Annotated in this window: 17 protein-coding genes; 10 read left to right on the forward strand and 7 right to left on the reverse strand. The window is 70.0% G+C overall.

Annotated elements, in window-relative coordinates; all coding sequences use genetic code 11:
* Positions 1–21: 21 nt before the first annotated feature.
* The 9 genes from CLV71_RS17395 (at position 22) to CLV71_RS17430 (ending at position 12,708) form a co-directional block, all read left to right on the forward strand.
* Positions 22–1,266 carry an ABC transporter ATP-binding protein gene (locus tag CLV71_RS17395; protein ID WP_133903783.1) on the forward strand — a complete coding sequence of 415 codons (1,245 nt, stop codon included), beginning with the start codon at positions 22–24 and terminating at the stop codon, positions 1,264–1,266.
* Positions 1,266–2,174: an ABC-2 transporter permease gene (locus tag CLV71_RS17400; RefSeq protein ID WP_133903784.1), complete on the forward strand. Its 909-nt coding sequence runs from the start codon at positions 1,266–1,268 to the stop codon at positions 2,172–2,174. The genes CLV71_RS17395 and CLV71_RS17400 overlap by 1 nt, the downstream gene beginning before the upstream one ends.
* 138 nt (positions 2,175–2,312) lie before the next feature.
* Complete coding sequence (locus CLV71_RS17405) at positions 2,313–6,176, forward strand: ABC transporter ATP-binding protein (protein WP_481733823.1); 3,864 nt, start codon at positions 2,313–2,315, stop codon at positions 6,174–6,176.
* Positions 6,177–6,518: 342 nt separating this feature from the next.
* The gene (locus CLV71_RS17410; protein ID WP_133903786.1) at positions 6,519–10,304 is read left to right on the forward strand and encodes a multifunctional oxoglutarate decarboxylase/oxoglutarate dehydrogenase thiamine pyrophosphate-binding subunit/dihydrolipoyllysine-residue succinyltransferase subunit; all 3,786 of its coding nucleotides are present in this window, start codon (positions 6,519–6,521) and stop codon (positions 10,302–10,304) included.
* A 4-nt stretch (positions 10,305–10,308) separates the two neighbouring features.
* Entirely contained in the window at positions 10,309–10,485 is a 177-nt protein-coding gene (locus tag CLV71_RS47695; RefSeq protein ID WP_166664128.1) for a DUF6104 family protein, read from the forward strand.
* A 127-nt stretch (positions 10,486–10,612) separates the two neighbouring features.
* Positions 10,613–11,440, forward strand: coding sequence for a hypothetical protein (locus tag CLV71_RS17415; RefSeq protein WP_133903787.1), 828 nt, complete (start codon positions 10,613–10,615; stop codon positions 11,438–11,440).
* Positions 11,412–11,948 carry a radical SAM protein gene (locus CLV71_RS17420; RefSeq protein ID WP_133903788.1) on the forward strand — a complete coding sequence of 179 codons (537 nt, stop codon included), beginning with the start codon at positions 11,412–11,414 and terminating at the stop codon, positions 11,946–11,948. The genes CLV71_RS17415 and CLV71_RS17420 overlap by 29 nt, the downstream gene beginning before the upstream one ends.
* Positions 11,945–12,199, forward strand: coding sequence for a hypothetical protein (locus tag CLV71_RS17425; protein WP_133903789.1), 255 nt, complete (start codon positions 11,945–11,947; stop codon positions 12,197–12,199). The genes CLV71_RS17420 and CLV71_RS17425 overlap by 4 nt, the downstream gene beginning before the upstream one ends.
* Before the next feature lie 11 nt (positions 12,200–12,210).
* Positions 12,211–12,708, forward strand: coding sequence for a nucleoside deaminase (locus CLV71_RS17430; protein WP_133903790.1), 498 nt, complete (start codon positions 12,211–12,213; stop codon positions 12,706–12,708).
* Positions 12,709–12,769: 61 nt separating this feature from the next.
* Here CLV71_RS17430 and CLV71_RS17435 read toward each other — a convergent pair whose 3' ends face one another.
* Entirely contained in the window at positions 12,770–13,762 is a 993-nt protein-coding gene (locus tag CLV71_RS17435) for an aldo/keto reductase (protein WP_133903791.1), read from the reverse strand.
* 35 nt (positions 13,763–13,797) lie between these two features.
* Between CLV71_RS17435 and CLV71_RS47700 the strand changes: the two genes are divergently transcribed.
* Entirely contained in the window at positions 13,798–13,968 is a 171-nt protein-coding gene (locus CLV71_RS47700; RefSeq protein ID WP_166664129.1) for a hypothetical protein, read from the forward strand.
* Here the strand turns inward: CLV71_RS47700 and hutI are convergent.
* From hutI to treS, 6 genes are read right to left on the reverse strand one after another with little or no spacing between them, the layout of a single operon-like run.
* The gene (gene hutI / locus CLV71_RS17440; RefSeq protein ID WP_133903792.1) at positions 13,888–15,096 is read right to left on the reverse strand and encodes an imidazolonepropionase; all 1,209 of its coding nucleotides are present in this window, start codon (positions 15,094–15,096) and stop codon (positions 13,888–13,890) included. The two genes, CLV71_RS47700 and hutI, sit on opposite strands and share 81 nt — an antisense overlap.
* Entirely contained in the window at positions 15,093–16,400 is a 1,308-nt protein-coding gene (locus CLV71_RS17445) for a formimidoylglutamate deiminase (RefSeq protein ID WP_133903793.1), read from the reverse strand. Before CLV71_RS17445 ends, hutI begins: the two co-directional genes overlap by 4 nt.
* A complete protein-coding gene (locus tag CLV71_RS17450) occupies positions 16,397–17,599 on the reverse strand; it encodes an allantoate amidohydrolase (protein ID WP_133903794.1) in 1,203 nt (400 codons plus the stop codon). The genes CLV71_RS17445 and CLV71_RS17450 overlap by 4 nt, the downstream gene beginning before the upstream one ends.
* Positions 17,596–19,248, reverse strand: coding sequence for a urocanate hydratase (hutU, locus tag CLV71_RS17455; protein ID WP_133903795.1), 1,653 nt, complete (start codon positions 19,246–19,248; stop codon positions 17,596–17,598). The genes CLV71_RS17450 and hutU overlap by 4 nt, the downstream gene beginning before the upstream one ends.
* Entirely contained in the window at positions 19,245–20,741 is a 1,497-nt protein-coding gene (gene hutH, locus CLV71_RS17460; protein ID WP_133903796.1) for a histidine ammonia-lyase, read from the reverse strand. Before hutH ends, hutU begins: the two co-directional genes overlap by 4 nt.
* A gap of 52 nt (positions 20,742–20,793) precedes the next feature.
* The gene (gene treS / locus CLV71_RS17465; RefSeq protein WP_243866528.1) at positions 20,794–23,463 is read right to left on the reverse strand and encodes a maltose alpha-D-glucosyltransferase; all 2,670 of its coding nucleotides are present in this window, start codon (positions 23,461–23,463) and stop codon (positions 20,794–20,796) included.
* Between the last annotated feature and the right edge of the window lies 1 nt (position 23,464).

The raw sequence follows: 23,464 nt of genomic DNA on the forward strand, positions 1-23,464 counted from the left end.
GGCGGCGAAGCAGGAGGGCCCGTGCAGGATGGCAGCGGCCGCATCGTGGTACAGAACCTGACCAAGCACTTCGGTCAGGTCGCCGCGGTACAGAACCTCAGTTTCAACGTGGAGCCCGGGTCCGTCACCGGCTTCCTCGGTCCGAACGGTTCCGGCAAGACCACCACGTTGCGCATGCTGCTCGGGCTGGTGCGGCCGACGTCGGGGTGGTCGACGATCAACGGTCAGCCGTTCGAACGGCTCGGCAACCCGGGACGCATCGTCGGCGGAGTGCTGGAGGCGCAGGGCTTCCACCCCGGACGCACGGCACGTGACCACCTCAGGGTGTACGCAGCGGCCATGGGCGTCGCCGACCAGCGGGCCGACGACGTGCTCAACCTGGTCGGGCTCGGCGCCGCGGGCAACCGGGCCGCCGGCGGCTTCTCGCTCGGCATGAAACAGCGCCTCGCCCTCGCGACCGCCCTGCTCGGGGACCCGCAGGTGCTGGTGCTCGACGAGCCGGCCAACGGCCTCGACCCGGAGGGCATCGCCTGGCTGCGCTCGTTCCTCAAGGCGTTCGCGCAGAGTGGGCGGACCGTCCTCATCTCGAGTCACCTGCTGGCCGAGGTCGAGCAGACCATCGACCAGGTGGTGATCATCAGCCGCGGCCAGACGATGTTCTACGGCCCGCTCGACGAGCTGCGCAAGTCGCAGCAGAGCAGGGTCATCGTGGCGCCTGCCGACCCGCAGAAGCTCGCGGTCGCGCTGCAGGAGGCCAGGATCACGAACGTCTCGCCGACCCCGGACGGCAAGCTGGCCATCGTCGGCGCGACGATCCAGCAGGTCGGCGACATCGCCGCGCAGGCAGGTGTCGCGCTGTACGGCGTGCACGAGGAGAAGGCCGACCTCGAGCAGCTCTTCTTCCGGCTGACGTCAGGCCAGTACGCCGGGCAGGCACCCTACGGGCAGGCCCCGCCGCCCGGCTGGGGCGCCCCGCCGCAACAGGGCTACGCGCCGGGCACCCCGCCCGGTGGCTACCAGCAGGTCCCCCCGGGCTACGCGCCCCAGCAGGGCTACGCGCCGGGCACGCCGCCCGGCGGCGCCCCACAGCAACAGTGGCAACAGCAGGCCCAGTGGGCGCAGCCGCCCGCACAGGAGCAGCAGGCCTGGAGCCAGCAGCCGAGCGGACCGCTGCAGGTCCAGCCGGCACCGCCACCACCACCGCAGGACCCGACACCGCCCTCCGGTGACCAGTCCACCCCCGGCGCAGGCGGAGGTCACCAGTGATGGGTCTGCTGATCAAGGCCGAGTACCGCAAGATCATCACGACCAAGATGTGGTGGGCACTGCTCATCCCGTCGGTGTTGCTGGCGATCGGCTGGGCGTGGCTCGGCGGCTACTTCTTCTCCCAGGTGGCGAGCGGCCTCGGCGAGGTCTTCGACGACGCGGGCGTGAACGTCGACCTGGACAAGATGTCCTGGGCGTCCCTCGGTCTGACCAGGGCGATGAACTTCGCGACCCTGTTCCCGATGGTCTTCGGCGCGCTGGCCGTGGCGAGTGAGATCAACCGCAGGACCATCACGACGAGCTTCCTGACCGCCTCGACACGCAGCGCGGTCCTGACCGCCAAGGCGATCGTCTACGTGACGTGGGGCCTGGTCTACGGCGTCGTGGTGGCCCTCGGCGCGACGATCGGCACGGCGATCGGCTCCGACTCGGCCGTCCTGCCCGGCGCGGGCGACTGGATCATCATCCTGCTGACGGGCGTGCTGGCGTGCGTGCTCTGGACGCTGTTCGGCATGGGCGTCGGCGCGCTGCTCGGCTCCCCGGTGGCCGCGTTGCTGGTGCTGCTCCTGTACGCGGGGCTGGTCGGCCCCATCTCCGAGTTCGTGATCACCGGCGCGTCGAACTACTCGAACATCGCGGGCCTCATGCCGAACGGGTCGGCGAACGGCCTGACCGGCTCGACGGCCGCGGAGCTGCTGTTCCAGCAGGCGAAGGACATGGTCGCGGCGAGCGGCCAGTCACAGGTGATCACCGACGACGTCGTCAACGGCTTCAACCAGCTGGTCCGCTTCGCTGCCGGTGCCCCCGGCGCCTTCGCGATGTGGCTGAGCGGCCTGATCTTCGTCGCGTGGACGGCCCTGTTCTTCGTGACGGGCATGGTCCGCAACAACTCGCGCGACATCACCTGACCGAGCATCTCCCGCGAAGGGGGCCTGCCATCATGGCAGGCCCCCTTCGTCGTGAGAGGAGCCGTTCGCCGCGCGAGTGGAGACCACAGCAGGCGAATGGGAGGTTGTGCAAACTCTCACGTGTTCGAATCGTCGGGGTTGTCGGTGGTCGCGCCTAATGTGGAGCACGTGTCAGATTCCTCCCCCGGCTGGATCCGCCGGCTCAGTGCCGCCTGTTGGCGGCACCGTCGGCTTGTCCTGCTCTCCGTCATCTCCTCGGTGATCGGCGTCGGCTTCCAGGCCGCCGGACCGCTGCTGGTGAAGCTCGTCGTCGACGACGCTGTCGCGGGCACCACGTCCCGGCTCGCCTGGCTGGTCGCGGCGATCATCCTCATGGAGCTGTCCACGTTCGTGACGGCGTTCGTGCGCCGCTACCTCGGCGGCCGCCTCGCACTCGACGTGCAGCACGACTTACGGCAGCAGGTCTTCGGTGCCGTGCAGCGGCTCGACGGAGCCAAACAGGACACGCTGCGCACCGGGCAGGTCGTCTCGCGTTCCATCACCGACCTGCAGATCGTGCAGGGCCTCCTCATGATGGTCCCGCTGTCGGTCGGCACGGTCGTGTTCGCGGTGGCCGCGTTCGGCGCGATGCTGTGGCTCTCGCCGTTCCTGACACTGATCGCGCTCGTCGTCATGCCGGTCGTCGCGGTGGTCGCGGTCAAGAGCCGCACGGTGCTCTTCCCCGCGTCGTGGTCGGCGCAGCAGCGGGCGGCCGACCTCGCCCAGCACGTCGAGGAGACCGTCACCGGCGTCCGCGTGGTCAAGGGCTTCGGCCAGGAACTGCGGGAGATCAGGCGACTGGACCGCGCGGCACGCACCCTGTTCGGCGAGCGGATGCGCACGGCCAAGCTGACCTCGATGCGGGCCGCGACGCTCGTGGCCATGCCCGCGGCAGGCCAGGTCGCGGTGCTGGCACTCGGTGGCTTCATGGCCATGAACGGGCAGGTCACGCTGGGCACGTTCCTCGCGTTCGCGAGCTACGTGGCGAGCCTCGTCGGTCCGACGCGACTGCTGTCGGGCCTGCTCGTCAACGTGCAGCTGGCCCGGGCGGGCGTCGAGCGGGTGTACGAGCTGATCGACTCGCACCCGACGGTCGTCGACGCGCCGGACGCCGTGGACGTGCCGGAGGGTCCAGCGGGGGTGCGGCTCGACGACGTCCGGTTCGGCTACACCCGCAGCGAGCCGGTGCTGGACGGCGTCTCGTTCGAGGTGCGGCCGGGCGAGACCCTGGCGCTGGTCGGCACCGCGGGCTCGGGCAAGTCGACGGTGTCCCTGCTCCTGCCGCGCTTCTACGACGTGCACGAAGGCTCGATTTCCGTGGCGGGGGTGGACATCCGGGACCTGCGGCAGGCCTCGCTGCGCGGCACGGTCGGGGTGGTGTTCGAGGAGGCGTTCCTCTTCTCCGACAGCGTGCGCACCAACATCGCGTACGGCAGGCCGGGCGCCACGGACGACGAGATCCGGGCGGCGGCACGTGCGGCGCAGGCCGACGGGTTCATCTCCGCCCTGCCGGACGGCTACGACACGGTGGTCGGCGAACGCGGGCTGACGCTGTCGGGAGGGCAGCGCCAGCGGGTGGCCCTTGCCAGGGCGCTGCTGTCCGACCCACGCGTCCTGGTGCTCGACGACGCGACGTCCGCCGTGGACACCGCGACCGAGGCGGCCATCCACGACACGCTGCGGGCCGTCACCCGCGACCGCACGACGCTGCTGATCGCGCACCGCAGGTCGACGCTGGCGCTCGCCGACCGGATCGCGGTGCTCGACAGGGGCAGGGTCGTCGACATCGGCACCCACGAGGAGCTGACCGCGCGGTGCGAGCTGTACCGGTCGCTGCTCGCAGGGCCCGGCGAGGTCATCGAGGAGAAGAGCAGGCTCCCCGTCGACCTGGTCCCCGGCCCGGACGGCTGGACGCCGCAGCTGTGGCCCGAGGAGGCCGAGGAGTACACGGGCACCAGGACGCCGGAGGTGTCGGTCGGCGCGCCACGACGAGGTGGCACGCCCGCGGGTGGGCCGATGACCGGCGCACTGAACGGCACGCCGCCGACACCCGAGCTGCTCGAACGGGTGGCCGCGCTCCCGCCTGCCGACGAGCAACCGGTGCTGCGTGGTGAGGACCCGACCGCGCCGGACCCCGGGTTCCGCCTACGGCGCCTGCTCAGGCCGGTGCGCATGATGCTGCTGGTCGTGGCCGTGTTGGTGATCGGCGACGCGGTGCTGTCGATGTCACTGCCGTTGCTGGTCCAGCAGGGCGTCGACAAGGGCGTGGTCACGGGGAACGGCACGGCGTTGTGGGTGGTGACGGCGGTCGCGGCGGTCCTCGTGGCACTGAGCTTCGCGGACAACGCGGTCAACACCGTGCTGACCGCGCGGGTGGGTGAGCGGCTGCTCTACCTGCTGCGGGTGCGCAGCTACGCCCACCTGCAGCGGCTCGGGCTCGACTACTTCGAGCGCGAGATGGCCGGCCGCATCATGACGAGGATGACCACGGACGTCGACGCGCTGTCGACGTTCCTGCAGACGGGCCTGGTGAGCGCGCTCGCGAGCGTGCTGACGGTCGTCACGATCACCGTGGCGATCGTGGCCACCGACCCCGGGCTCGCGCTGGTGGCACTGGCCGTGGTGCCGCTGCTCGTCCTGGCGACGGTGGTCTTCCAGCGACTGTCGACGGTGGCGTACACACAGGCCCGCGAGCAGGTCAGTGCCGTCAACGCGGACATGCAGGAGAACGTGTCCGGGCTGCGGGTGGCGCAGGCGTTCACGCGGGAGGAGCACTCCGCGCGGGAGTTCGCCCAGCGCAGCGACACCTACCGGCGCACGAGGCTGCGGGCGCAGCGGTACGTCGCGACGTACTTCCCGTTCGTGGCGCTGCTGGCGGGGATCGCGCAGGCGGCGGTGCTGGTCGTCGGCGCGCGGCGGGTGGCGTCCGGCGAGCTGCCGGTCGGCGTGCTGCTGGCGTTCATGCTGTACCTGAACCTGTTCTTCTCCCCGGTACAGCAGCTGTCCGGCGTGTTCGACGGCTACCAGCAGGCGAGGGTCGGCCTGCGGCGGATCGCGGAGCTGCTGCGCACCCCCAGCTCGGTGGAACCGCCTGCCGCGCCGGTGCCGGTCCCGCCGAGGCTTGCGGGCGCGGTGGAGCTGCGGGACGTCACGTTCGCCTACCCGGGCACGGAACAACCCGCCGTGGCCGGCATCAACCTGACCGTGGCACCCGGCGAGACGGTGGCACTCGTCGGCGCCACCGGCGCGGGCAAGTCGACGGTGGTGAAGCTGATCGCCCGGTTCTACGACCCGACGGGAGGGCGGGTGCTGGTCGACGGCGTGGACCTGCGGGACTACGACCCGTCGGAGTTCCGGCGCCGGCTGGGCGTCGTGCCGCAGGAGGCGCACCTGTTCAGCGGGGACGTGGCGAGCAACGTGGGCTACGGCGAGGCGCAGGACGGTGTCAGGAAGGGCACGAACGGGGACCGGGTCGCCATCGAGTCGGCGGTGCGGTCGGTCGGGGCGCTGGCGATGGTCGCGGATCTGCCCGACGGGTTCCGGCAGCAGGTCGGAGAGCGCGGGCAAGGGCTTTCCGCGGGTCAGCGACAGCTGATCGCGCTGGCTCGGGCGGAGCTGGTCCGGCCGGACGTGCTGCTGCTCGACGAGGCGACGGCCGCGCTCGACCCGGCGACGGAGTCCCTGGTGCTGGCCGCGAGCGAGCGGCTGGCCGCGCCGAGGACGACGTTCGTGGTGGCACACCGGCTCGCGACGGCGGCCAGGGCCGACCGCATCGTGGTCATGGACGGCGGCCGCATCGTCGAGGTGGGCACGCACGAGGAGCTGCTGGCAGCGGCGGGCCGCTACGCCATGTTGTGGCGGCACGGCACGGCGGAGTACGGGGCGGACGGGGTGGGTCACGAACTCGACCGGTTCGCCGACAACTCGGGCAGAGAGGAAGTTCCCGACCACTCAGCGCTGTGAACCGACCGTCCACCGATACGGACCGGGTGATCATTCTGACACCAACGGGCGATGCCGTGCGTCCGTCCCACGGCCCGGACCCGAAGCATGAGGCGTTCACCACAGTCAACGGGCCGGAAACGGACCAAGCAGACGCCGACGCTTCACTTGGACCGACTACCGACACGCTGGGAGACAATGCGAGTATCACGAACTAGCGGCATCCCGGGGGCACATTCGATCATCTATGTGACCTGCGGTCCTTCTCCCGAGTCGGCACCACGTCACTCGCGTGGGGGACTAGCCTGGGGGTGCCAGTCAGTATCACTAACAGATCGAGATAGATAGAGGCGAGTGCCTGCCGTGTCCAGCAGCAGCCCTGCGTCGCAGTTCGGCCCCAATGAGTGGCTCGTAGAGGAGATGTACGAGCAGTTCCTCGCTGACCCGTCGTCAGTGGACTCAGCGTGGCACGACTTCTTCGCCGACTACAAGCCGACACAGCGCGTGGCGAACAAGGCCGCGGGCGAGACGAAGAGCGAAACCGGCGCCGCGAAGACCGCGACGGTGGCCAAGGTCACGAAGCCGACAACGCCGTCTTCGCCCACGTCGCCGCCGAACCAGAGCGAGACCAACGGCCAGGCCAGGACCGCCCCGGCGGCGTCGAGGCCTGCCGCGAAGACGGCCCAGGCGTCGAAGCCCGCCGCGCCTGCCGCGAAGGCAGCCGCGCCGGAGCGCCAGGCCGCGCCCGCCAAGCCTGCCGCCGCGCAGGCGAAGCCCGACGCGAAGTCCGACGCCAAGAAGGACGGCGAGGAGGTCAGGCCACTGCGTGGCGCGGCAGCCGCGATCGCCAAGAACATGGACATCTCGCTGACCATCCCGACCGCGACGAGCGTGCGGGCCGTGCCGGCGAAGCTGCTGTTCGACAACCGCATCGTGATCAACAACCACCTGCGGCGCACGCGTGGCGGCAAGGTCTCCTTCACCCACCTGATCGGGTACGCGCTGGTTCGCGCGCTGCGTGACTTCCCCAACATGAACCGGCACTACGCCGAGGTCAACGGCAAGCCGAACCTCGTGACGCCGGAACACGTCAACCTGGGCCTCGCGATCGACCTGCCCGCCAGGGACGGCGGCCGCACGCTGGTCGTCGCGTCCATCAAGAACTGCGAGGGCATGACCTTCACGCGGTTCTGGCAGGCCTACGAGGACATCATCCGCAAGGCCCGCAACGGCGCGCTGACCGCGGACGACTTCGCGGGCACCACGATCTCGCTGACCAATCCGGGCACCATCGGCACGAACCACTCGATGCCACGCCTGACCAAGGGCCAGGGCGCGATCATCGGCGTCGGCGCCATGGAGTACCCGGCGCAGTACCAGGGCACGAGCGAGAAGACCCTCACCGAGCTGGCCGTCAGCAAGATCATCACGCTGACCTCGACGTACGACCACCGCATCATCCAGGGTGCGGAGTCCGGCGAGTTCCTGCGCCGGGTGCACCAGCTCATGCTGGGCGAGGACAACTTCTACGACGACATCTTCACGTCGCTGCGCCTGCCCTACGAGCCGGTCCGCTGGGTCGAGGACATCCCGGAAGGCGCGATCGACAAGACGACGCGCGTCATCGGCCTCGTCGACACCTACCGCACGCGCGGCCACCTGATGGCCGACGTCGACCCGCTGAACTACCGCCAGCGCAAGCACGAGGACCTCGACATCCTGTCCCACGGCCTCACGCTGTGGGACCTGGACCGCGAGTTCCCGGTCGGCGGGTTCGCGGGCAAGGAGCGGATGAAGCTCCGCGACGTCCTCGGCGTGCTGCGCGACAGCTACTGCCGCACGGTCGGCGTCGAGTACACCTACATCCTGGACCCGTCCGAGCGCCGCTGGATCCAGCAGCGCGTGGAGGTCCCGCACGCGAAGCCCGCGCAGGCCGTGCAGAAGTACATCCTGTCGAAGCTGAACGCGGCAGAGGCCTTCGAGACGTTCCTGCAGACCAAGTACGTCGGCCAGAAGCGGTTCTCGCTCGAGGGTGGCGAGTCGGTCATCGCGCTGCTCGACACGATCCTCGACAAGGCGGCCGAGTACGAGCTGGACGAGGTCGTCATCGGCATGCCGCACCGCGGCAGGCTGAACGTGCTGGCCAACATCGTCGGCAAGCCGATCTCGCAGATCTTCCAGGAGTTCGAGGGCAACCTCGACCCCGGCCAGGCACACGGCTCCGGCGACGTGAAGTACCACCTGGGTGCGGAGGGCAAGTACTTCCGCATGTTCGGCGACGGCGAGACCAAGGTGACGCTGACCGCCAACCCCTCGCACCTGGAGACCGTCGACCCGGTGCTCGAGGGCATCGTCCGCGCCAAGCAGGACCTGCTCGACAAGGGCCACGGCGGCTTCACGGTCCTGCCGGTCGCCCTGCACGGCGACGCGGCGTTCGCGGGCCAGGGCGTGGTCGCGGAGACGCTGAACCTCGCGCTGCTGCGTGGCTACCGCACCGGCGGCACCGTCCACGTGATCATCAACAACCAGGTCGGCTTCACGACCGCGCCGGAGCACTCGCGCTCGTCGCAGTACGCGACCGACGTCGCGAAGATGATCCAGGCGCCGGTGTTCCACGTGAACGGCGACGACCCCGAGGCGTGCTACTGGGTCGCGCAGCTGGCCATGGACTACCGCCAGGCGTTCAACAAGGACGTCGTGATCGACATGGTCTGCTACCGCCGCCGCGGCCACAACGAGGGCGACGACCCCTCGATGACGCAGCCCGCGATGTACGACATCATCGACACGAAGCGCAGCGTCCGTAAGACCTACACCGAGGCCCTGATCGGCCGTGGTGACATCTCGGTGGACGAGGCGGAGAAGGCGCTGCGGGACTTCTCGTCGCAGCTGGAGCACGTCTTCAACGAGGTGCGCGAGCTGGAGAAGCACCCGATCACGGCGAGCCCGTCGGTGGAGTCCGAGCAGCAGGTCCCCGCGAAGCTGTCGACGAACATCAGCCGCGAGGTGCTGGAGAAGATCGCCGACGCACACGTCAGGCTGCCGGAGGGCTTCTCACCGCACCCACGCGTGAAGCCGGTGCTGGAGCGCCGCGCGAAGATGGCGCGCGAGGGCCACATCGACTGGGCCTTCGGCGAGCTGCTGGCGTTCGGCTCGCTGAACCTGGAGGGCCACATGGTCCGCCTGGCGGGCCAGGACTCGCGGCGTGGCACGTTCGTGCAGCGGCACGCGGTGATCGTGGACCGCAAGACGGGCAAGGAGTACGTGCCCCTGCAGAACCTGTCCGACGACCAGGGCAAGTTCCTGGCCTACGACTCGGCGCTGTCGGAGTACGCGGCGGTCGGCTTCGAGTACGGCTACTCGGTGGCGAACCCGGACGCACTGGTCCTGTGGGAGGCGCAGTTCGGCGACTTCGTCAACGGCGCCCAGTCGGTCATCGACGAGTACATCTCCTCGTCGGAGGCCAAGTGGGGCCAGCGAAGCGACGTCGTCATGCTGCTGCCGCACGGCCACGAGGGCCAGGGCCCCGACCACACGTCGGGCCGCATCGAGCGCTGGCTGCAGCTGTGCGCCGAGGGCTCGATGACCGTGGCGGTGCCGTCGACGCCCGCGAACTACTTCCACCTGCTGCGCCGCCACGCGCTCGACGGCGTGCAGCGCCCGCTGGTGGTCTTCACCCCGAAGTCCATGCTGCGCAACAAGGCCGCGGTCAGCTCGGTGGAGGACTTCACGGACGAGGCCAGGTTCAGCCCGATCATCGACGACCCGGCCAACCCGGACCCGGACAAGGTCACGAAGCTGCTGCTGGTGTCGGGCAAGCTCTACTACGAGCTGGCCGCCGAACGCGAGAACCGAGGCGGCGTGCCGGAGGCGGCGCTCGTCAGGTTCGAGCAGCTGTACCCGGTCCCGGTGAAGCGGCTGGGCGCGATCCTCGAGAAGTACCCGAACGTGGAGGAGATCCGCTGGGTGCAGGAGGAGCCGGCGAACCAGGGCGCGTGGCCGTTCTACGGCCTGCACCTGCGGGAGCTGTACCCCGACCTGCCGAGGCTGGTCCGCGTGTCCCGCCGCGTGATGGCCGCCCCGTCGGCAGGCTCGGGCAAGGTCCACGAGGTCGAACAGCGCGAAATCATCGAGAAGGCGTTCAGCTGACACGATGTACTTCACTGACCGAGGCCTGGAAGAACTGGAACAACGACGAGGCGACGAAGAAGTCACGCTGGCCTGGCTGGCCGCCAAGATGCGTGACTTCGTCGACGCCAACCCGGAGTTCGAGAACGCGATAGAACGCCTGGCCACCTACCTGGCCAGAGACGACGAGGACGACGAGTAGGCACACGAATTGGGCGTCACCGGAATTCCGGTGACGCCCAGTCTTCGTCCCGACGTCCACCGCAATGTGACTGGATCGCCGCCAACCGCACACCCAGGTGATGCGCGTCGCACGTAAGAGTGAAAGCGTGCGCCCGAACAGCCTGAACGTGCTGCGACTCAGCTCCACGTTGCTGTCGGTAGTTCTGCTCGGTATCTGGGTGAATGTCTTCACCGAACGGCTGAGAGATGGCGCCTACCTGCATACAATAACCAGGTTGGGCTGGGGCAACCTGCTACTACTCGGTGGAGGCGGCTGCCTCATCGCCGGCGAACTGGCGACCAAGAGGAGACTCTTGATGGAACACCGAGATCTCGAGCGGCGCTTCGAGCTTCTTCGCCACCGGCAGGGTCGACTGCTGGCAACGACGCTGGCCACGGTGTGCGAACTGGTTTCCAAGACACTGCGTGTACCGTGCAACGGCCGGTACTTTCTCGCCGTGGCCGACGGCGACCAGACCTATCTCGAACAGGATCGTGAACTCGCCGTGCTCACGGTGCGAATGCCGAGGGAGTTCGGCTTCACGCGGGTCGCGGTCGACACCCCGCACATCGTCATAGGCCGGGCTTTTCGAGAGCGCTGTCCGACCTATGAGGACCTTCCCGTCGACCACCACTCGAACTACGAGCCGAGAATCGCGCGAATGATCGAGCCTGCGCAACGATGGGTACTCGCGTGCCCCGTCCTGACGCTCGACGCGGAGACCAACCGGCACATCGAGGAGCTGTCGCCACACGGCGTCATCTGCTTCTACGGGGTCAACGATCCACCCACCAACGGAAAAGAAGCGCGTGTGTCGGCCGCGCTCGAGTACGCGGAGCAGTTCGCGAACCAGATGTCGCAGATTCTCAACATCATCGAACTAGTCACGGAAATGACTGATAGTCATGCGAAAGACACCGAGAAGGTACCCTGAATCAATCTGCCTACGACTGACTCGTCGTTGCAACGCCGCCTGCTCCTTCTGCCATTCGCCGAACACCGGCCGAGCAGAGCTCACTCTCGAACAGATCTCCGACCTCATGCGGAACCTGTCCGCACTCGGTGTTCGGTCCATCAAGCTGTCGGGTGGGGAACCCACTGTCAGAGGCGATCTGCCAGAGATCATCCACACCATTCACGACCACGGCATGCACACGGTCACCACCACCAACGGAATCAGGATTCGTCCGGCTGTCCTCGACGCGACGGAAAGGTGCGGCGCCGAGTTCAAGTTCAGCATCCACCGACCTGACCGCACCAATGACGACGTACTGGGAATCAGGTCCTTCGACCTGATCCGTGCGAACATGGCGACGTGCGTCGAACGCGGAATCCGGTTCGGCATCAACTCCGTGGTGACCGCGGACGTCACCCAGCTCATGGCCCCGATGGCTCGTTTCGCATCGGTCCACGGCGCCCGCAAGATCAGCTTCATCCCGTGATCCCACGCGGTCTCGCCGCGAGCGGTGAAGGTGAGCTGGCAGGTCATCAGCTACGGCACATCCGTGAGCAGGCGGCGGATCTCGCAGTGCGGTACGCGGGCACGCTCGTCGTGCGCTGCATCGACATCAGGACGAGGGATTACTGGGTAATCGAGAACGACGGAACGGTGTGGATCGAACGAGAAGCCGACGACCTCGATATCCGCGTCGGCGATCTCGCCAACTTGCTCACGCTCACGGCGAACGCCTAGCATCACACACCATGGTTCTGCCAACGATCGACCTCGAGCGGTGGATGCGTCGATGTATTCAGCTGGCACACGAGTCCGCTGCCGCCGGTAATTACGCGCTGGCCGCACTGGTCGCGACCGACCAGGGAATCATAGCCGAATCCGGCAGCAACCTGATCAAGGGCGACGACGACCCCAGCGCACATCCGGAAATGGTCGTCGTACGTGCGGCGGCCAAGAAGCTGGGCAGTCGATATCTGCCCGGCGCGGTACTGGTCACGACGCTCGAACCGTGCCCGATGTGCACCTCGGTGGCAATCTGGGCGAAAATGGCAGGCATCGCCTTCGGCGCCAGCCAGGAGGACGCCGACCGCTGGTCTGCCGCGAATTCCGACGAGACCTACACATGGCGCCAAATACACATCCGCGCGCGTACAGTGGTCGCGGCAGGCGACCCGCGACTGGAACTCCATGAAAACGTGCTCCGCGACGACTGCACACCGTTGTTCGCGCTGAGCAAACCGCAGTAGGTCTCCCCCACGGTCCCCGGTGACGGGCGTGACGTGTCACCGGGGACCGTGGGGACGGCATCTACCAGGCGTACGCCTCGGGCGCCGGCTTCACGCCGTGTGGGCCGGGCGGCGGGAACAGCTCGTCCAGCCGCGCGAGCACGTCGGCCTCCAGCTTCAGCTCCACCGCCCGCAGCGAGCCGTCGAGCTGGGTCATCGTGCGTGGGCCGATGATCGGCGCGGTCACGCCCTCCTGGTGCAGCAGCCACGCGAGTGCCACGTCGGCCGGGTCCGCGCCGAGGTCGGCGCCCAGCTTCTCGTACGCCTCGATCTTGTCGCGGTGCGCCTTGAGTGACTGTGCCGCACGGCCGCTGTCGGAACGCGAGGTCCCGCCCTCCTGCTGCTTGCGCAGGACACCGCCGAGCAGCCCGCCGTACAGCGGGGACCACGGGATGAGGCCGATGCCGTAGTGCCTGGCGGCGGGCAGGACCTCCAGCTCGACCCACCGCGACATCAGGTTGTACAGGGACTGCTCGCTCACGAGACCGAGGAAGTGCCTGGCACGTGCGGCTTCCTGCGCCTGTGCGAGGTGCCAGCCCGCGAAGTTGGACGACCCGAAGTACAGCACCTTCCCCTGCTGCCGCAGGACCGAGAACGCCTCCCAGATCTCCTCCCACGGCGTGTTCCGGTCCACGTGGTGCATCTGGTACAGGTCGAGGTAGTCCGTCCGCAGCCGGCGCAGCGACGCGTCCGCGGCATGCCGGATGTTGTGGGCGGACAGGCGGCCCTGGTTGGGCCAGTCGCCCATCTGGCCGTACAGCTTCGTCGCCAGCACGGTCTTCTCGCGGCGGCCGCCGCCACGCGCGAACCAGCGGCCGATGATCTCCTCGGTGTGCCCCTCGCTCACCGACCGGCCGTAGGTGTTCGCGGTGTCGAAGAAGTTGATGCCGTGTTCATGGGCTCTGTCCATGATCGCGTGACTGTCCTCTTCGGACGCCTCAGGTCCGAAGTTCATGGTGCCGAGCATGAGCCGCGACACGGACAGGCCGCTGCGGCCTAGCTGTGTGTACTCCATGCGTCCAAGCTACGCCGGACGGGGAGAATGGGCCCATGCCCGACGACGAGCCCGAGTGGATCCCGCTGGACGCCAACCCGCACGCCGACGACAAACGCGACATCCTCGACCCCGTCGGGGAGGACCTAAAGTACCGTCGCCTGATCTGGATCGGGCTGGTCATCGGCGTGCTGGCGGTCGTGCTGGTCGTGTGGCTGGCGTTCTAGGACGCCGTTACGCCATACGGCGTAGGTCAGCGGCACCCCCGGCCGGTAGGCGAGGTGGGTGATCGACGGCGCGTCCAGCACGTGCACGTCCGCCCGCGCGCCGACCCGCAGCACGCCGACGTCGTCCCTGCGCAACGCCTGCGCGCCGCCCAGCGTGGCCGCGCGGACGGCCTCCTCGACGGACATCCGCATCTGCAGCACGGCCATCGCCACGCAGAAGGCCATGGACGACGTGTACGACGAGCCTGGGTTGCAGTTGGTCGCCAGCGCGACGGTGGCGCCGTTGTCGAGCAGCTCACGCGCATTGGGCAGTGGCTGGCGGGTGGAGAGGTCGCAGGCGGGCAGCAGGGTGGCCACCGTGGCCGACTGGGCGAGCAGGTCCACATCGGACCGTGTCAGGTACGTGCAGTGGTCGACGCTCGCCGCGGCCAGCTCCACCGCGAGGCGGACGCCGGGGCCGTAGCCGAGCTGGTTTCCGTGTACCCGCAGGCCGAGGCCGCGTTCCTTCGCGGCGGTGAGCACCCGCCTCGACTCGTCCTCGTCGAAGGCGCCTGTCTCGCAGAAGACGTCCGCCCAGCGGACGTGCGGAGTCACGGCGTCGAGCATCTCGCCGCACACCAGGTCGACGTAGTCCTCCGTGGACATGTCGGACGGGACCAGGTGCGCGCCGAGGAACGACACCTCGTCCACGTGCTGTGCCGCGAGCTTCGCGGACCGCAGCTCGTCCTCGACCGTCAGGCCGTAGCCCGTCTTGGTCTCCAGGCAGGTGGTGCCCTGCGCGACGGCCTCCGCGACGTGTTCGCGCAGCACAGCGGCCAGTTGGTCGTCCGTCGCCGCGCGGGTGGCGGCCACGGTGACGGCGATCCCGCCCGCCTTGTAGGGCTCGCCGGCCATCCTCGCGCCGAACTCGGCGGTCCGGTCGCCCGCGAAGACGAGGTGGGTGTGGCTGTCGACCCAGCCGGGCAGCACGGCCCGACCCGCGACGTCGACGGCGGTGTCGGCGTCCGGCGCGGCCGACGCCGGCCCGACCCACGCCACCCTGTCGCCGTCCAGCACCAGTGCGGCGTCGTGCGACACCGGGCCGTCGTTGGTCGTCAGCTCGCCGATGCCGGTGATGAGAACGCTCATGCCCACAGCTCCTCGATGGCTTCCCGCAACAGTTCTCCCACGTCGCCGAGCAGCTCGTGGTGGCCGTCGACCGCGACGACCCGGCCGCCTGCCACGACCGTGTGCACGTCGGCGGCGGTCGCCGAGTACATGACCTGCGTGGGCCGGCTCCCCGCGGTACGCACGCTGTCCAGTCGCACGGCCACGAGGTCCGCGGGCGCCCCGGGCTCGATCCGGCCCGCCTCGGGCCACCCCAGCGCGGCGTTGCCCGCGGTCGTCAGCGCGGTGACGAGCTCGTCCGGCGAGAGACGCCCACGTTGCCCGGTCCGGAGCCGCTCGCCGTGCTCCAGCGCCCGCGCCTCGACCAGCGGGTCGACCACGGCGTGCTGGTCGGTACCCAGTGACAGCGGCGCACCCGCGTCGAGCAGCTCCCGTGCGGGTCCGATGCCGTCGGCGAGGTCCGCTTCCGTCGTGGGGCAGAAACACACTGCCGTAGCGGTCTTTCCCAGTATCGCGGTGTCCTCGGTGGACAGGTGGGTGGCGTGCACGGCGGTCGTGGTCGGGCCGAGCGCGCCGGAGTCGGCCAGCAGCCGGACCGGCGTCCGGCCGTACGCGGCGAGGCACGCCTCGTTCTCCGCGGGTTGCTCGGACACGTGGACGTGCAGCGGCCGACCATCCACAATGGACGCCAGCTCGGCGATACCCTCGGCAGGCACGGCACGGACGGAGTGAACGGCGGCGCCGACGCGGTGGGTACCCCGGTCGCGGCCTGGCCGCGCCCGTGCCGCCCACGCCGCCACGCTGCCGTCGGAGAACCGTCGCTGCTCGGGGGCAAGCGGTGTGTCGATGCCGCCGGTGAGGTAACACGTGTCGAGCAGGGTCATCCGGATGCCCGCGGCGAGAGCGGCCTCTCCCAGCGCCTCCCCCATGGCGTTCGGCTCGGCATACCGGCCGCCGCCCGGCGGGTGGTGCAGGTAGTGGAACTCCCCGACGACCGTGAACCCGGCGACGGCCATCTCCGCGTACACGGCGGTCGCCAGCCTCAGGTAGCTGTCCGGGTCGAGGCGCGAGGCCAGCTCGTACATCGCCTGGCGCCACGTCCAGAACGTGCCGCCGTCGTCGTGCGTCCGACCTCGCAGCGCCCGGTGGAACGCGTGCGAGTGCACGTTGGCGAAGCCGGGGAACACCAGTCCCCGCAACACGAGCGCGCCCGGGGGCGGCGTGGCGGCGGTACGCGAGGCCGACGCGATCAGGCCGTCCTCGACCTCGACGAGCACCCCACGCGTGAGCGCCGGCCAGACGTACTCGCACCAGTAGGTCGTCATCCGGCGAGCTGTCCCAGCACGGCCGCGAGCGCGGTGACACCCGACTCGCAGTCCTCGGCCTCCGCGAACTCCTCCGGCGCGTGTGACACGCCGGTCGGGTTGCGCACGAACAACATCGCGGTCGGCACGTGGGCGGCGAGCACGCCCGCGTCGTGCCCGGCGCCGGTCGGCAGCGCCGGTACCCCACCGAGCGCGGCGGCGACCCGGTCCCGCAGGCCGGTGTCGAAGTGGACGGTGTCGCCGTAGGACTCCTCGGTGACGGCCAGGTCGCAGCCCTCCCGCTGGGCGGCCTCCGTCGCCATGCCGCGGATCCGGTCGAGCACCTGCCGCGTTCGTGCGTCGTCGGGTGCCCGCGCGTCCAGCCATACGTCCACAGTGGACGCGATGACGTTGGTGCCGCCCGGGTTGGGGACCAGCCGCCCGACGGTGGCACGGGCGTCGTCGACCTCGGCCGCCGCGACCCTGGCCGCCAGCACCATCTCCGCGGCGGGCACCATCGGGTCGCGCCGGTCGCCGAGAAGCGTCGCACCGGCGTGGTTTCCCTCGCCGGTGAACCGGAACCGCCAGCGGCCGTGCGCGAGGATCGAGCTGGCCACGGCGACCGGCGCGCCGAGGTCGATCAACCCGCGCCCCTGCTCGACGTGCAGCTCGACGAACGTGCCGATGGCGGCGAGCGCCTCGTCGTCACGGCCGAGCCGGGCCGGGTCGAGACCCGCCGCGGTGACGGCGTCGGCGAGGCTCGTCCCGTCGGGGTCACGCAGGTGGCGGGCGGCGTCGGCGTCGATCGAGCCGGTCAGCAGCCGGGAGCCGAGGCAGGGCATGCCGAACCGGCCGCCCTCCTCCTCGGCGAACACGACCACCGCGAACGGCTTGGCGGGCGCGAACCCGTGCTCCCGCAACAAGTCCACGGCCGCGAGCGCGGACACCACGCCGAGCGGTCCGTCGAACGCGCCACCGCCGGGGACGGAGTCGAGGTGGCTGCCGGTGACGACCGCGTCGCGGCCCGGCTCACCCCACCACGCCCACAGGTTGCCGTTGCGGTCGGCACGCACGGCGAGGCCCCGGCGTTCCGCCTCGGCGACGAACCACTCCCGCAGCTCCAGCTCCACCGGGTCGAACCCGTGGCGGGAGAACCCACCCCGCCTCGGGTCGCGCCCGACGGTCCCGATGGCCGACAGCAGCTCGGTGGCGGCGGTCATGGCATCGGGACGGTCACGCCGCGGGAGGCGGCCACGGCGCGGGCGTCGTCGTAACCGGCGTCGACGTGGCGGATCACGCCCATGCCGGGGTCGTTGGTGAGCACGCGGGCGATCTTCTCACCGGCGAGTGCCGTGCCGTCGGCGACCGTGACCTGGCCCGCGTGGATCGAGCGGCCGATGCCGACGCCGCCACCGTGGTGGATCGACACCCAGCTGGCACCGGAGGCCGTGTTGATCATGGCGTTCAGCAGCGGCCAGTCGGCGATCGCGTCGGAGCCGTCGGCCATGGCCTCGGTCTCGCGGTACGGCGAGGCGACCGAGCCGCAGTCGAGGTGGTCGCGACCGATCACGACCGGCGCGGACAGCTCGCCGCTCGCCACCATCTCGTTGAACCGCAGGCCCGCGAGGTGCCGCTCGCCGTAGCCGAGCCAGCAGATCCGGGCGGGCAACCCCTGGAAGGCGACGCGTTCTCCGGCCATCCTGATCCACCTGGCCAGGGACTCCTTCTCCGGGAACAGGTCCAGGATCGCCCGGTCGGTCGCGGCGATGTCGGCCGGGTCGCCGGACAGTGCCGCCCAGCGGAACGGGCCCATGCCCTCGCAGAACATCGGCCGGATGTAGGCGGGCACGAACCCGGGGAAGTCGAACGCCCGGTCGCAGCCGCCGAGCTTCGCCTCGCCGCGGATCGAGTTGCCGTAGTCGAATACCTCCGCACCCGCGTCCATGAACCCGAGCATGGCGTCGACGTGGTCGGCCATGGAGTCGCGGGCGCGGTCGGTGAACTCGTCCGGCTTCTTGGCCGCGTAGTCGGACCAGTCCTCGAGGTCCACGCCCTTCGGCAGGTACGCCAGCGGATCGTGCGCGGACGTCTGGTCGGTCACGACGTCGACCTCGACGCCACGCCGCAGCAGCTCGGGCAGGACCTCCGCCGCGTTCCCGATCACCGCGACGGACAGCGCCCGACCCTCCTTCCTGGCGGCGGTGACCCTGGCGACGGCGTCGTCCAGATCGGACGCGACCTCGTCGAGGTAGCGGGTCTCGACACGGCGGTGCGCACGGGCCGGGTCGACCTCGACGCACAGTGCGACGCCCTCGTTCATCGTGATGGCGAGGGGTTGCGCCCCACCCATGCCGCCGAGCCCCGCGGTCAGCGTGAGTGTCCCCTTGAGACTCCCGCCGAACTTCTTGCGCCCCACGGCCGCGAACGTCTCGTAGGTGCCCTGCAGGATGCCCTGGGTGCCGATGTAGATCCAGGAGCCCGCGGTCATCTGGCCGTACATGGTGAGCCCGAGCGACTCCAGCCTGCGGAACTCCGGCCAGGTGGCCCAGTCCCCGACGAGGTTGGAGTTGGCGATCAACACCCGTGGCGCCCACTCGTGCGTCCGCATGACGCCTACCGGCTTGCCCGACTGGACGAGCAGTGTCTCGTCCTCGCGGAGGGTGGTCAGCTCACGCGTGATGGCGTCGAAGCCGGCCCAGTTGCGGGCCGCCCGGCCGGTGCCGCCGTAGACGACGAGGTCGTCGGGCCGCTCGGCCACCTCCGGGTCGAGGTTGTTGTGGAACATCCGCAACGCGGCCTCGGTCTGCCAGTTGCGCGCGGTCAGCGTGGTGCCGCGCGCCGCGCGAACTGGACGGGCGCCATCGGTCATGGTAGGTCTCCTGATCGGACTAGGGCCTCGGCGGCGGCGATCTCCGGGGCCAGGTGGCGGTCCGGGCCGGGCCTGGGGACGGTCTCACGCAGTGCGGCGACGGCCCGGGCGGTGGCCGGTGCGGGGGTGAGCGGGGCGCGGAGGTCGAGCGCGCGGGCCGCCGTGAGCAGCTCGATCGCCAGCACGGTCGTGAGCCCGTCGACGGCCCTGCGCAGCTTGCGGGCCGCCGACCAGCCCATCGACACGTGGTCCTCCTGCATCGCGGAGCTGGGGATCGAGTCGACGGAGGCGGGCACGGCGAGGCGCTTCAGCTCGGACACGATCGCGGCCTGCGTGTACTGGGCGATCATGTGCCCCGAGTCCACCCCCGGATCGGCGGCGAGGAACGGCGGCAGCCCGTGGCTGCGGTTGGCGTCGAGCATCCGGTCGGTGCGGCGCTCGGCCATGCCGGCGACGTCCGCGACCGGGATGGCGAGGAAGTCCAGCGTGTAGGCGACGGGTGCGCCGTGGAAGTTGCCGTTGGACTCGACGCGCCCGTCCGGCAGGACCACCGGGTTGTCGATGGCGGCGGCCAGCTCCCGGTCGGCCACCGTCTCCACGTAGGACACCGTGTCGCGGGCCGCGCCGTGGACCTGCGGGGCGCAGCGCAGCGAGTAGGCGTCCTGCACCCGGTTGCAGTCGGGTCCCCGGTGGGAGTCCATGATCGCCGAGCCCGCCAGCAACGCGGTCATGCGTGCGGCGGAGACGGCCTGCCCGGGGTGCGGGCGCAACGCCTGGAGGTCGGCGGCGAACACGCGGTCGGTGCCGAGCAGGGCCTCGACGCTCATGGCGGCCGTGAGGTCGGCGATGTCGAGGAGCCGGTGCAGGTCGTGCAGGGCGAGCACCAGCATGCCGAGCATGCCGTCGGTGCCGTTGACGAGCGCGAGGCCCTCCTTCTCCGCCAGCTCCAGCGGCTCGATACCGGCCTCGTACAGGGCGTCCCTTGCGGGCGTGCGCCGACCGTCGACGGTCACCTCCCCCTCGCCCATGAGCGCGAGGGCGACGGCGCTGAGCGGCGCGAGGTCGCCGGAGCAGCCCAGCGAGCCGTACTCGTGGACCACCGGGGTGATCCCGGCGTTGAGCAGGAAGGCGAGTGCCTCGACGGTCTCCGGCCGGACCCCGGTGCGACCGCTGGCCAGGGTGCGGAGCCGCAGCAGCATGAGCCCCCGCACGACCTCGGTCTCGACGGGATCACCAGCGCCCGCGGCGTGGGAGCGGATGAGCGACCGCTGGAGTGCCGCACGGCGGTCGGGCGGGATGTGCCTGGTGGCGAGGGCACCGAACCCGGTGGACACGCCGTAGGTGGGGGTCACGGCCTCGGCGAGCCGCTCGACGTGGTCCCTGGTCTTGGCCACCTCGGCGAGCGCGTCGGCACCGACCTCGACGTCGGCACCGTCCCGCACCACCGCGACAACCTGCTCGCGGGTCAGGGCCCCGCCATCGATCACGACCATGGACTACATCTCAGCGCGCCCGGCGCCCCCGCACGACCCGGGACGGACGATCTCAGTCTGGGATCTCAGACTGTCCACCCTGGTCCTTCTCGTGCTCGACCATCCGGAGCCAGTAGAAGCGGTTGCCGGACAGGGTGACCTGGTAGGGCGTGTCCGCACGTACGTCGGGGAACCGCACGCCGCCGGTGACCTCGACCGGGTACCGGCCCGCGAACCGCGACAGGTCGAGCTGCGTGGCCTGCGGGTAGCCGGAGAAGTTGGCCACGCAGACGATCTCCTCCGTCGGACTCGTGCGCACGTAGCACCAGATGGCCGGGTTGTCCGAGTCGAGCTGCCGGAACGAACCGGTGGTCAGCGCCGGGCTGTGGCGCCGGATCTCGATCAGCTGCCGCACGGTGCGCAGCAGCGAGGTCGGCTGCCGCAGCTGGGACTCGACGTTGATCGACTGGTAGCCGTAGATCGAGTCGAGCACGACCGGCGACGCCAGCTCCTCGTACTCCGCGTCGGAGAAACCACCGGCGCGGTCGGAGGACCACTGCATCGGGGTGCGGATGGCCGCGGTGCCCGGCAGCGACAGGTTCTCCCCCATGCCGATCTCGTCGCCGTAGTACAGGATCGGCGCACCAGGCAGCGACAGCAGCAACGCGATGCAGAAGCCGAGCTGGTCGGGTTTCCCGTTGTGCAGCGGGGCGAGCCGGCGGCGAATTCCGCGGGAATTGTGCATTCTTCGCAGCGGCGCGTACTCGCGGAGCAGGTACCGGCGTTCGTCCGGGTCGACCAGATCGAGCGTCATCTCGTCACCGTTGCGCAGGAAGATTCCCCACTGACAGTTCTCGGGGACACCGCGCGACTCGGCGAGCACCGCGGAGATCGCCTCGTGGTTCTCCTGCCGAATGCTCAGGAACACCCTCGGCATCAACGACGAATAAAGGACGACGTGACATTCCGGGTTTGCCGGGTCGTTCCCGAAATACTCGACCGCGTCCGACGGCCACCGGTCGGCCCAGGCGATGAGCACCCTTTCCCGGTAGTTCTTGTCGATTTCCCTGCGGACCGCCGCGAGGTACTCGTGCGTCTCGCCGAGGCCCTCGCACGGCGTGCCGTCCCGCTCGAACAGGTAGGGCGCGGTGAGCAGGCGGAACCCGTCGACGCCGAGGTCGAGCCACGACCGCAGCGCCGCGATCATCGCGTCCTGGACCGCGGGGTTGTCGAAGTTCAGGTCCGGCTCGTGGTCGGCGAACCGGTGCCAGTAGTACTGCCTGCGGGCCCGGTCGAACGTCCAGCGGACGTCCTCCTGGTCCTCGCCGAGCATGCTCGCGTCGGTGTAGCCCTCGTCGGTGTCCTGCCAGACGTAGAAGTCCCCGTACGGTCCGGTCGGATCCGTCCGCGACTTCTGGAACCAGTCGTGCGCGGTACTGGTGTGGTTGAGCACGACGTCGAGCACGACGCGGATGCCCCGCGCGTGTGCCTGGTCGAGCAGCTCGACCAGGTCGCCGACGGTGCCGAGGTCGGGGTGCACGCTGGTGAAGTCGCTGATGTCGTAGCCGTCGTCGTGCAGCGGGGAGTCGTAGATCGGCGTCAGCAGCAGGCAGTCCACGCCGAGCCACCGCAGGTAGTCCAGCTGCTTGACCAGGCCGGGCAGGTCGCCGACGCCGTCGCCGTTCGAGTCGCGGAAGGTACGCACCCGGACCTCGTAGAACACCGCCCTGGCGTACCAGTTCGGGTCCGGTTCCGCCCCTGCCGGTCGCGCCCCCGCCGAGACCAGGACAGGCTGCTGGTTGTTCAGCACCCGGCCCGCCGCCGCGGCGACGTGCTCGTCGGGGTCCGCGGCGAGGTCGACGAGCGTGGCCTCGGCCGTGCGTGCCTGCGCAGGCTCCGCCGAACCGAGCCACTGCGCGAGCTGCTCGACGGCGAGCAGCCGCGCGGCCGGGAACCCGTTGCGCACCAGGGACTCCAGGTCGCGGGAGAGCCTGCCGGGGTTGGGCGGGGTCCGGCAGAGCACCAGATCGCCCACGACGTTGGCCCGCATCTGCGGGTGCTGTTTGATCTCCGAGTTGGCCAGCTGCCCGTTGGCGTAGTCGAACGCCTCGCGGACCGAGATCGCGCCGTCGAGGTTGCGGTCCGCCAGCCCCGTTTCCAGGCCCTCGAAGAAGGCCCGCGCGAACGCCGACGGTGTCGCCTTCGCCTTGCCGGAGCTGCCCTCGTGCGCCAGCTCGGTCGCGCCGGCGGTCAGCAGCACCACCCGGTCACGCATGCTCCGTTGTTTGGGCTCGCCGCCGAAGGCACCCGCGTGACAGCAGTCCAGCACGACCACGACACTGCGTGCCCGGCAGTTGTCCACCCAGTCGCGGATGTCGTCCGCGGCGATCGCGGTCGGCGGCAGCCTGCCCGGCTCGGTGTCGATCGCGGCGAGGTACAGCCGGCCGTCGGAGTCGCGGCGCCCGTGGCAGGAGAAGTAGGCGAACAGGAACTCGTCGGTCTCCGCGGTGTGGAAGAAGTCGTAGACCTGGTTGGTCAGGGTGTGGACGTCGTTGTTGAGCAGGACCGTGAACGGGCTGAAGTCGCCGATCGCGGGGTTGCCGAGGATGCGCCTCGCGATCTCGGCGTCCTGCGCCGGGGAGTCGAGATCGGGCAGTTCGTCGTGCCGGTAGCGTCCGGTGGCCACCGCGAGGGCACGCCGGCGCGCGGTGCCGAGCGGGTCTGCCTCGGGGGTGGTCGCCATC

The sequence above is a fragment of the Actinophytocola oryzae genome (assembly GCF_004364325.1).
Taxonomy (GTDB): domain Bacteria; phylum Actinomycetota; class Actinomycetes; order Mycobacteriales; family Pseudonocardiaceae; genus Actinophytocola; species Actinophytocola oryzae.

Excerpts from the sequence above, each read along its gene's own strand:
- CLV71_RS17400 (WP_133903784.1), top strand. The coding sequence starts at position 1,266 with ATGGGTCTGCTGATCAAGGCCGAGTACCGCAAGATCATCACGACCAAG.
- CLV71_RS47695 (WP_166664128.1), top strand. The coding sequence starts at position 10,309 with ATGTACTTCACTGACCGAGGCCTGGAAGAACTGGAACAACGACGAGGC.
- CLV71_RS17420 (WP_133903788.1), top strand. The coding sequence starts at position 11,412 with ATGCGAAAGACACCGAGAAGGTACCCTGAATCAATCTGCCTACGACTG.
- CLV71_RS17430 (WP_133903790.1), top strand. The coding sequence starts at position 12,211 with ATGGTTCTGCCAACGATCGACCTCGAGCGGTGGATGCGTCGATGTATT.
- CLV71_RS17435 (WP_133903791.1), bottom strand. The coding sequence starts at position 13,762 with ATGGAGTACACACAGCTAGGCCGCAGCGGCCTGTCCGTGTCGCGGCTC.
- CLV71_RS47700 (WP_166664129.1), top strand. The coding sequence starts at position 13,798 with ATGCCCGACGACGAGCCCGAGTGGATCCCGCTGGACGCCAACCCGCAC.
- hutI (WP_133903792.1), bottom strand. The coding sequence starts at position 15,096 with ATGAGCGTTCTCATCACCGGCATCGGCGAGCTGACGACCAACGACGGC.
- CLV71_RS17445 (WP_133903793.1), bottom strand. The coding sequence starts at position 16,400 with ATGACGACCTACTGGTGCGAGTACGTCTGGCCGGCGCTCACGCGTGGG.
- CLV71_RS17450 (WP_133903794.1), bottom strand. The coding sequence starts at position 17,599 with ATGACCGCCGCCACCGAGCTGCTGTCGGCCATCGGGACCGTCGGGCGC.
- hutU (WP_133903795.1), bottom strand. The coding sequence starts at position 19,248 with ATGACCGATGGCGCCCGTCCAGTTCGCGCGGCGCGCGGCACCACGCTG.
- hutH (WP_133903796.1), bottom strand. The coding sequence starts at position 20,741 with ATGGTCGTGATCGATGGCGGGGCCCTGACCCGCGAGCAGGTTGTCGCG.
- treS (WP_243866528.1), bottom strand. The coding sequence starts at position 23,463 with ATGGCGACCACCCCCGAGGCAGACCCGCTCGGCACCGCGCGCCGGCGT.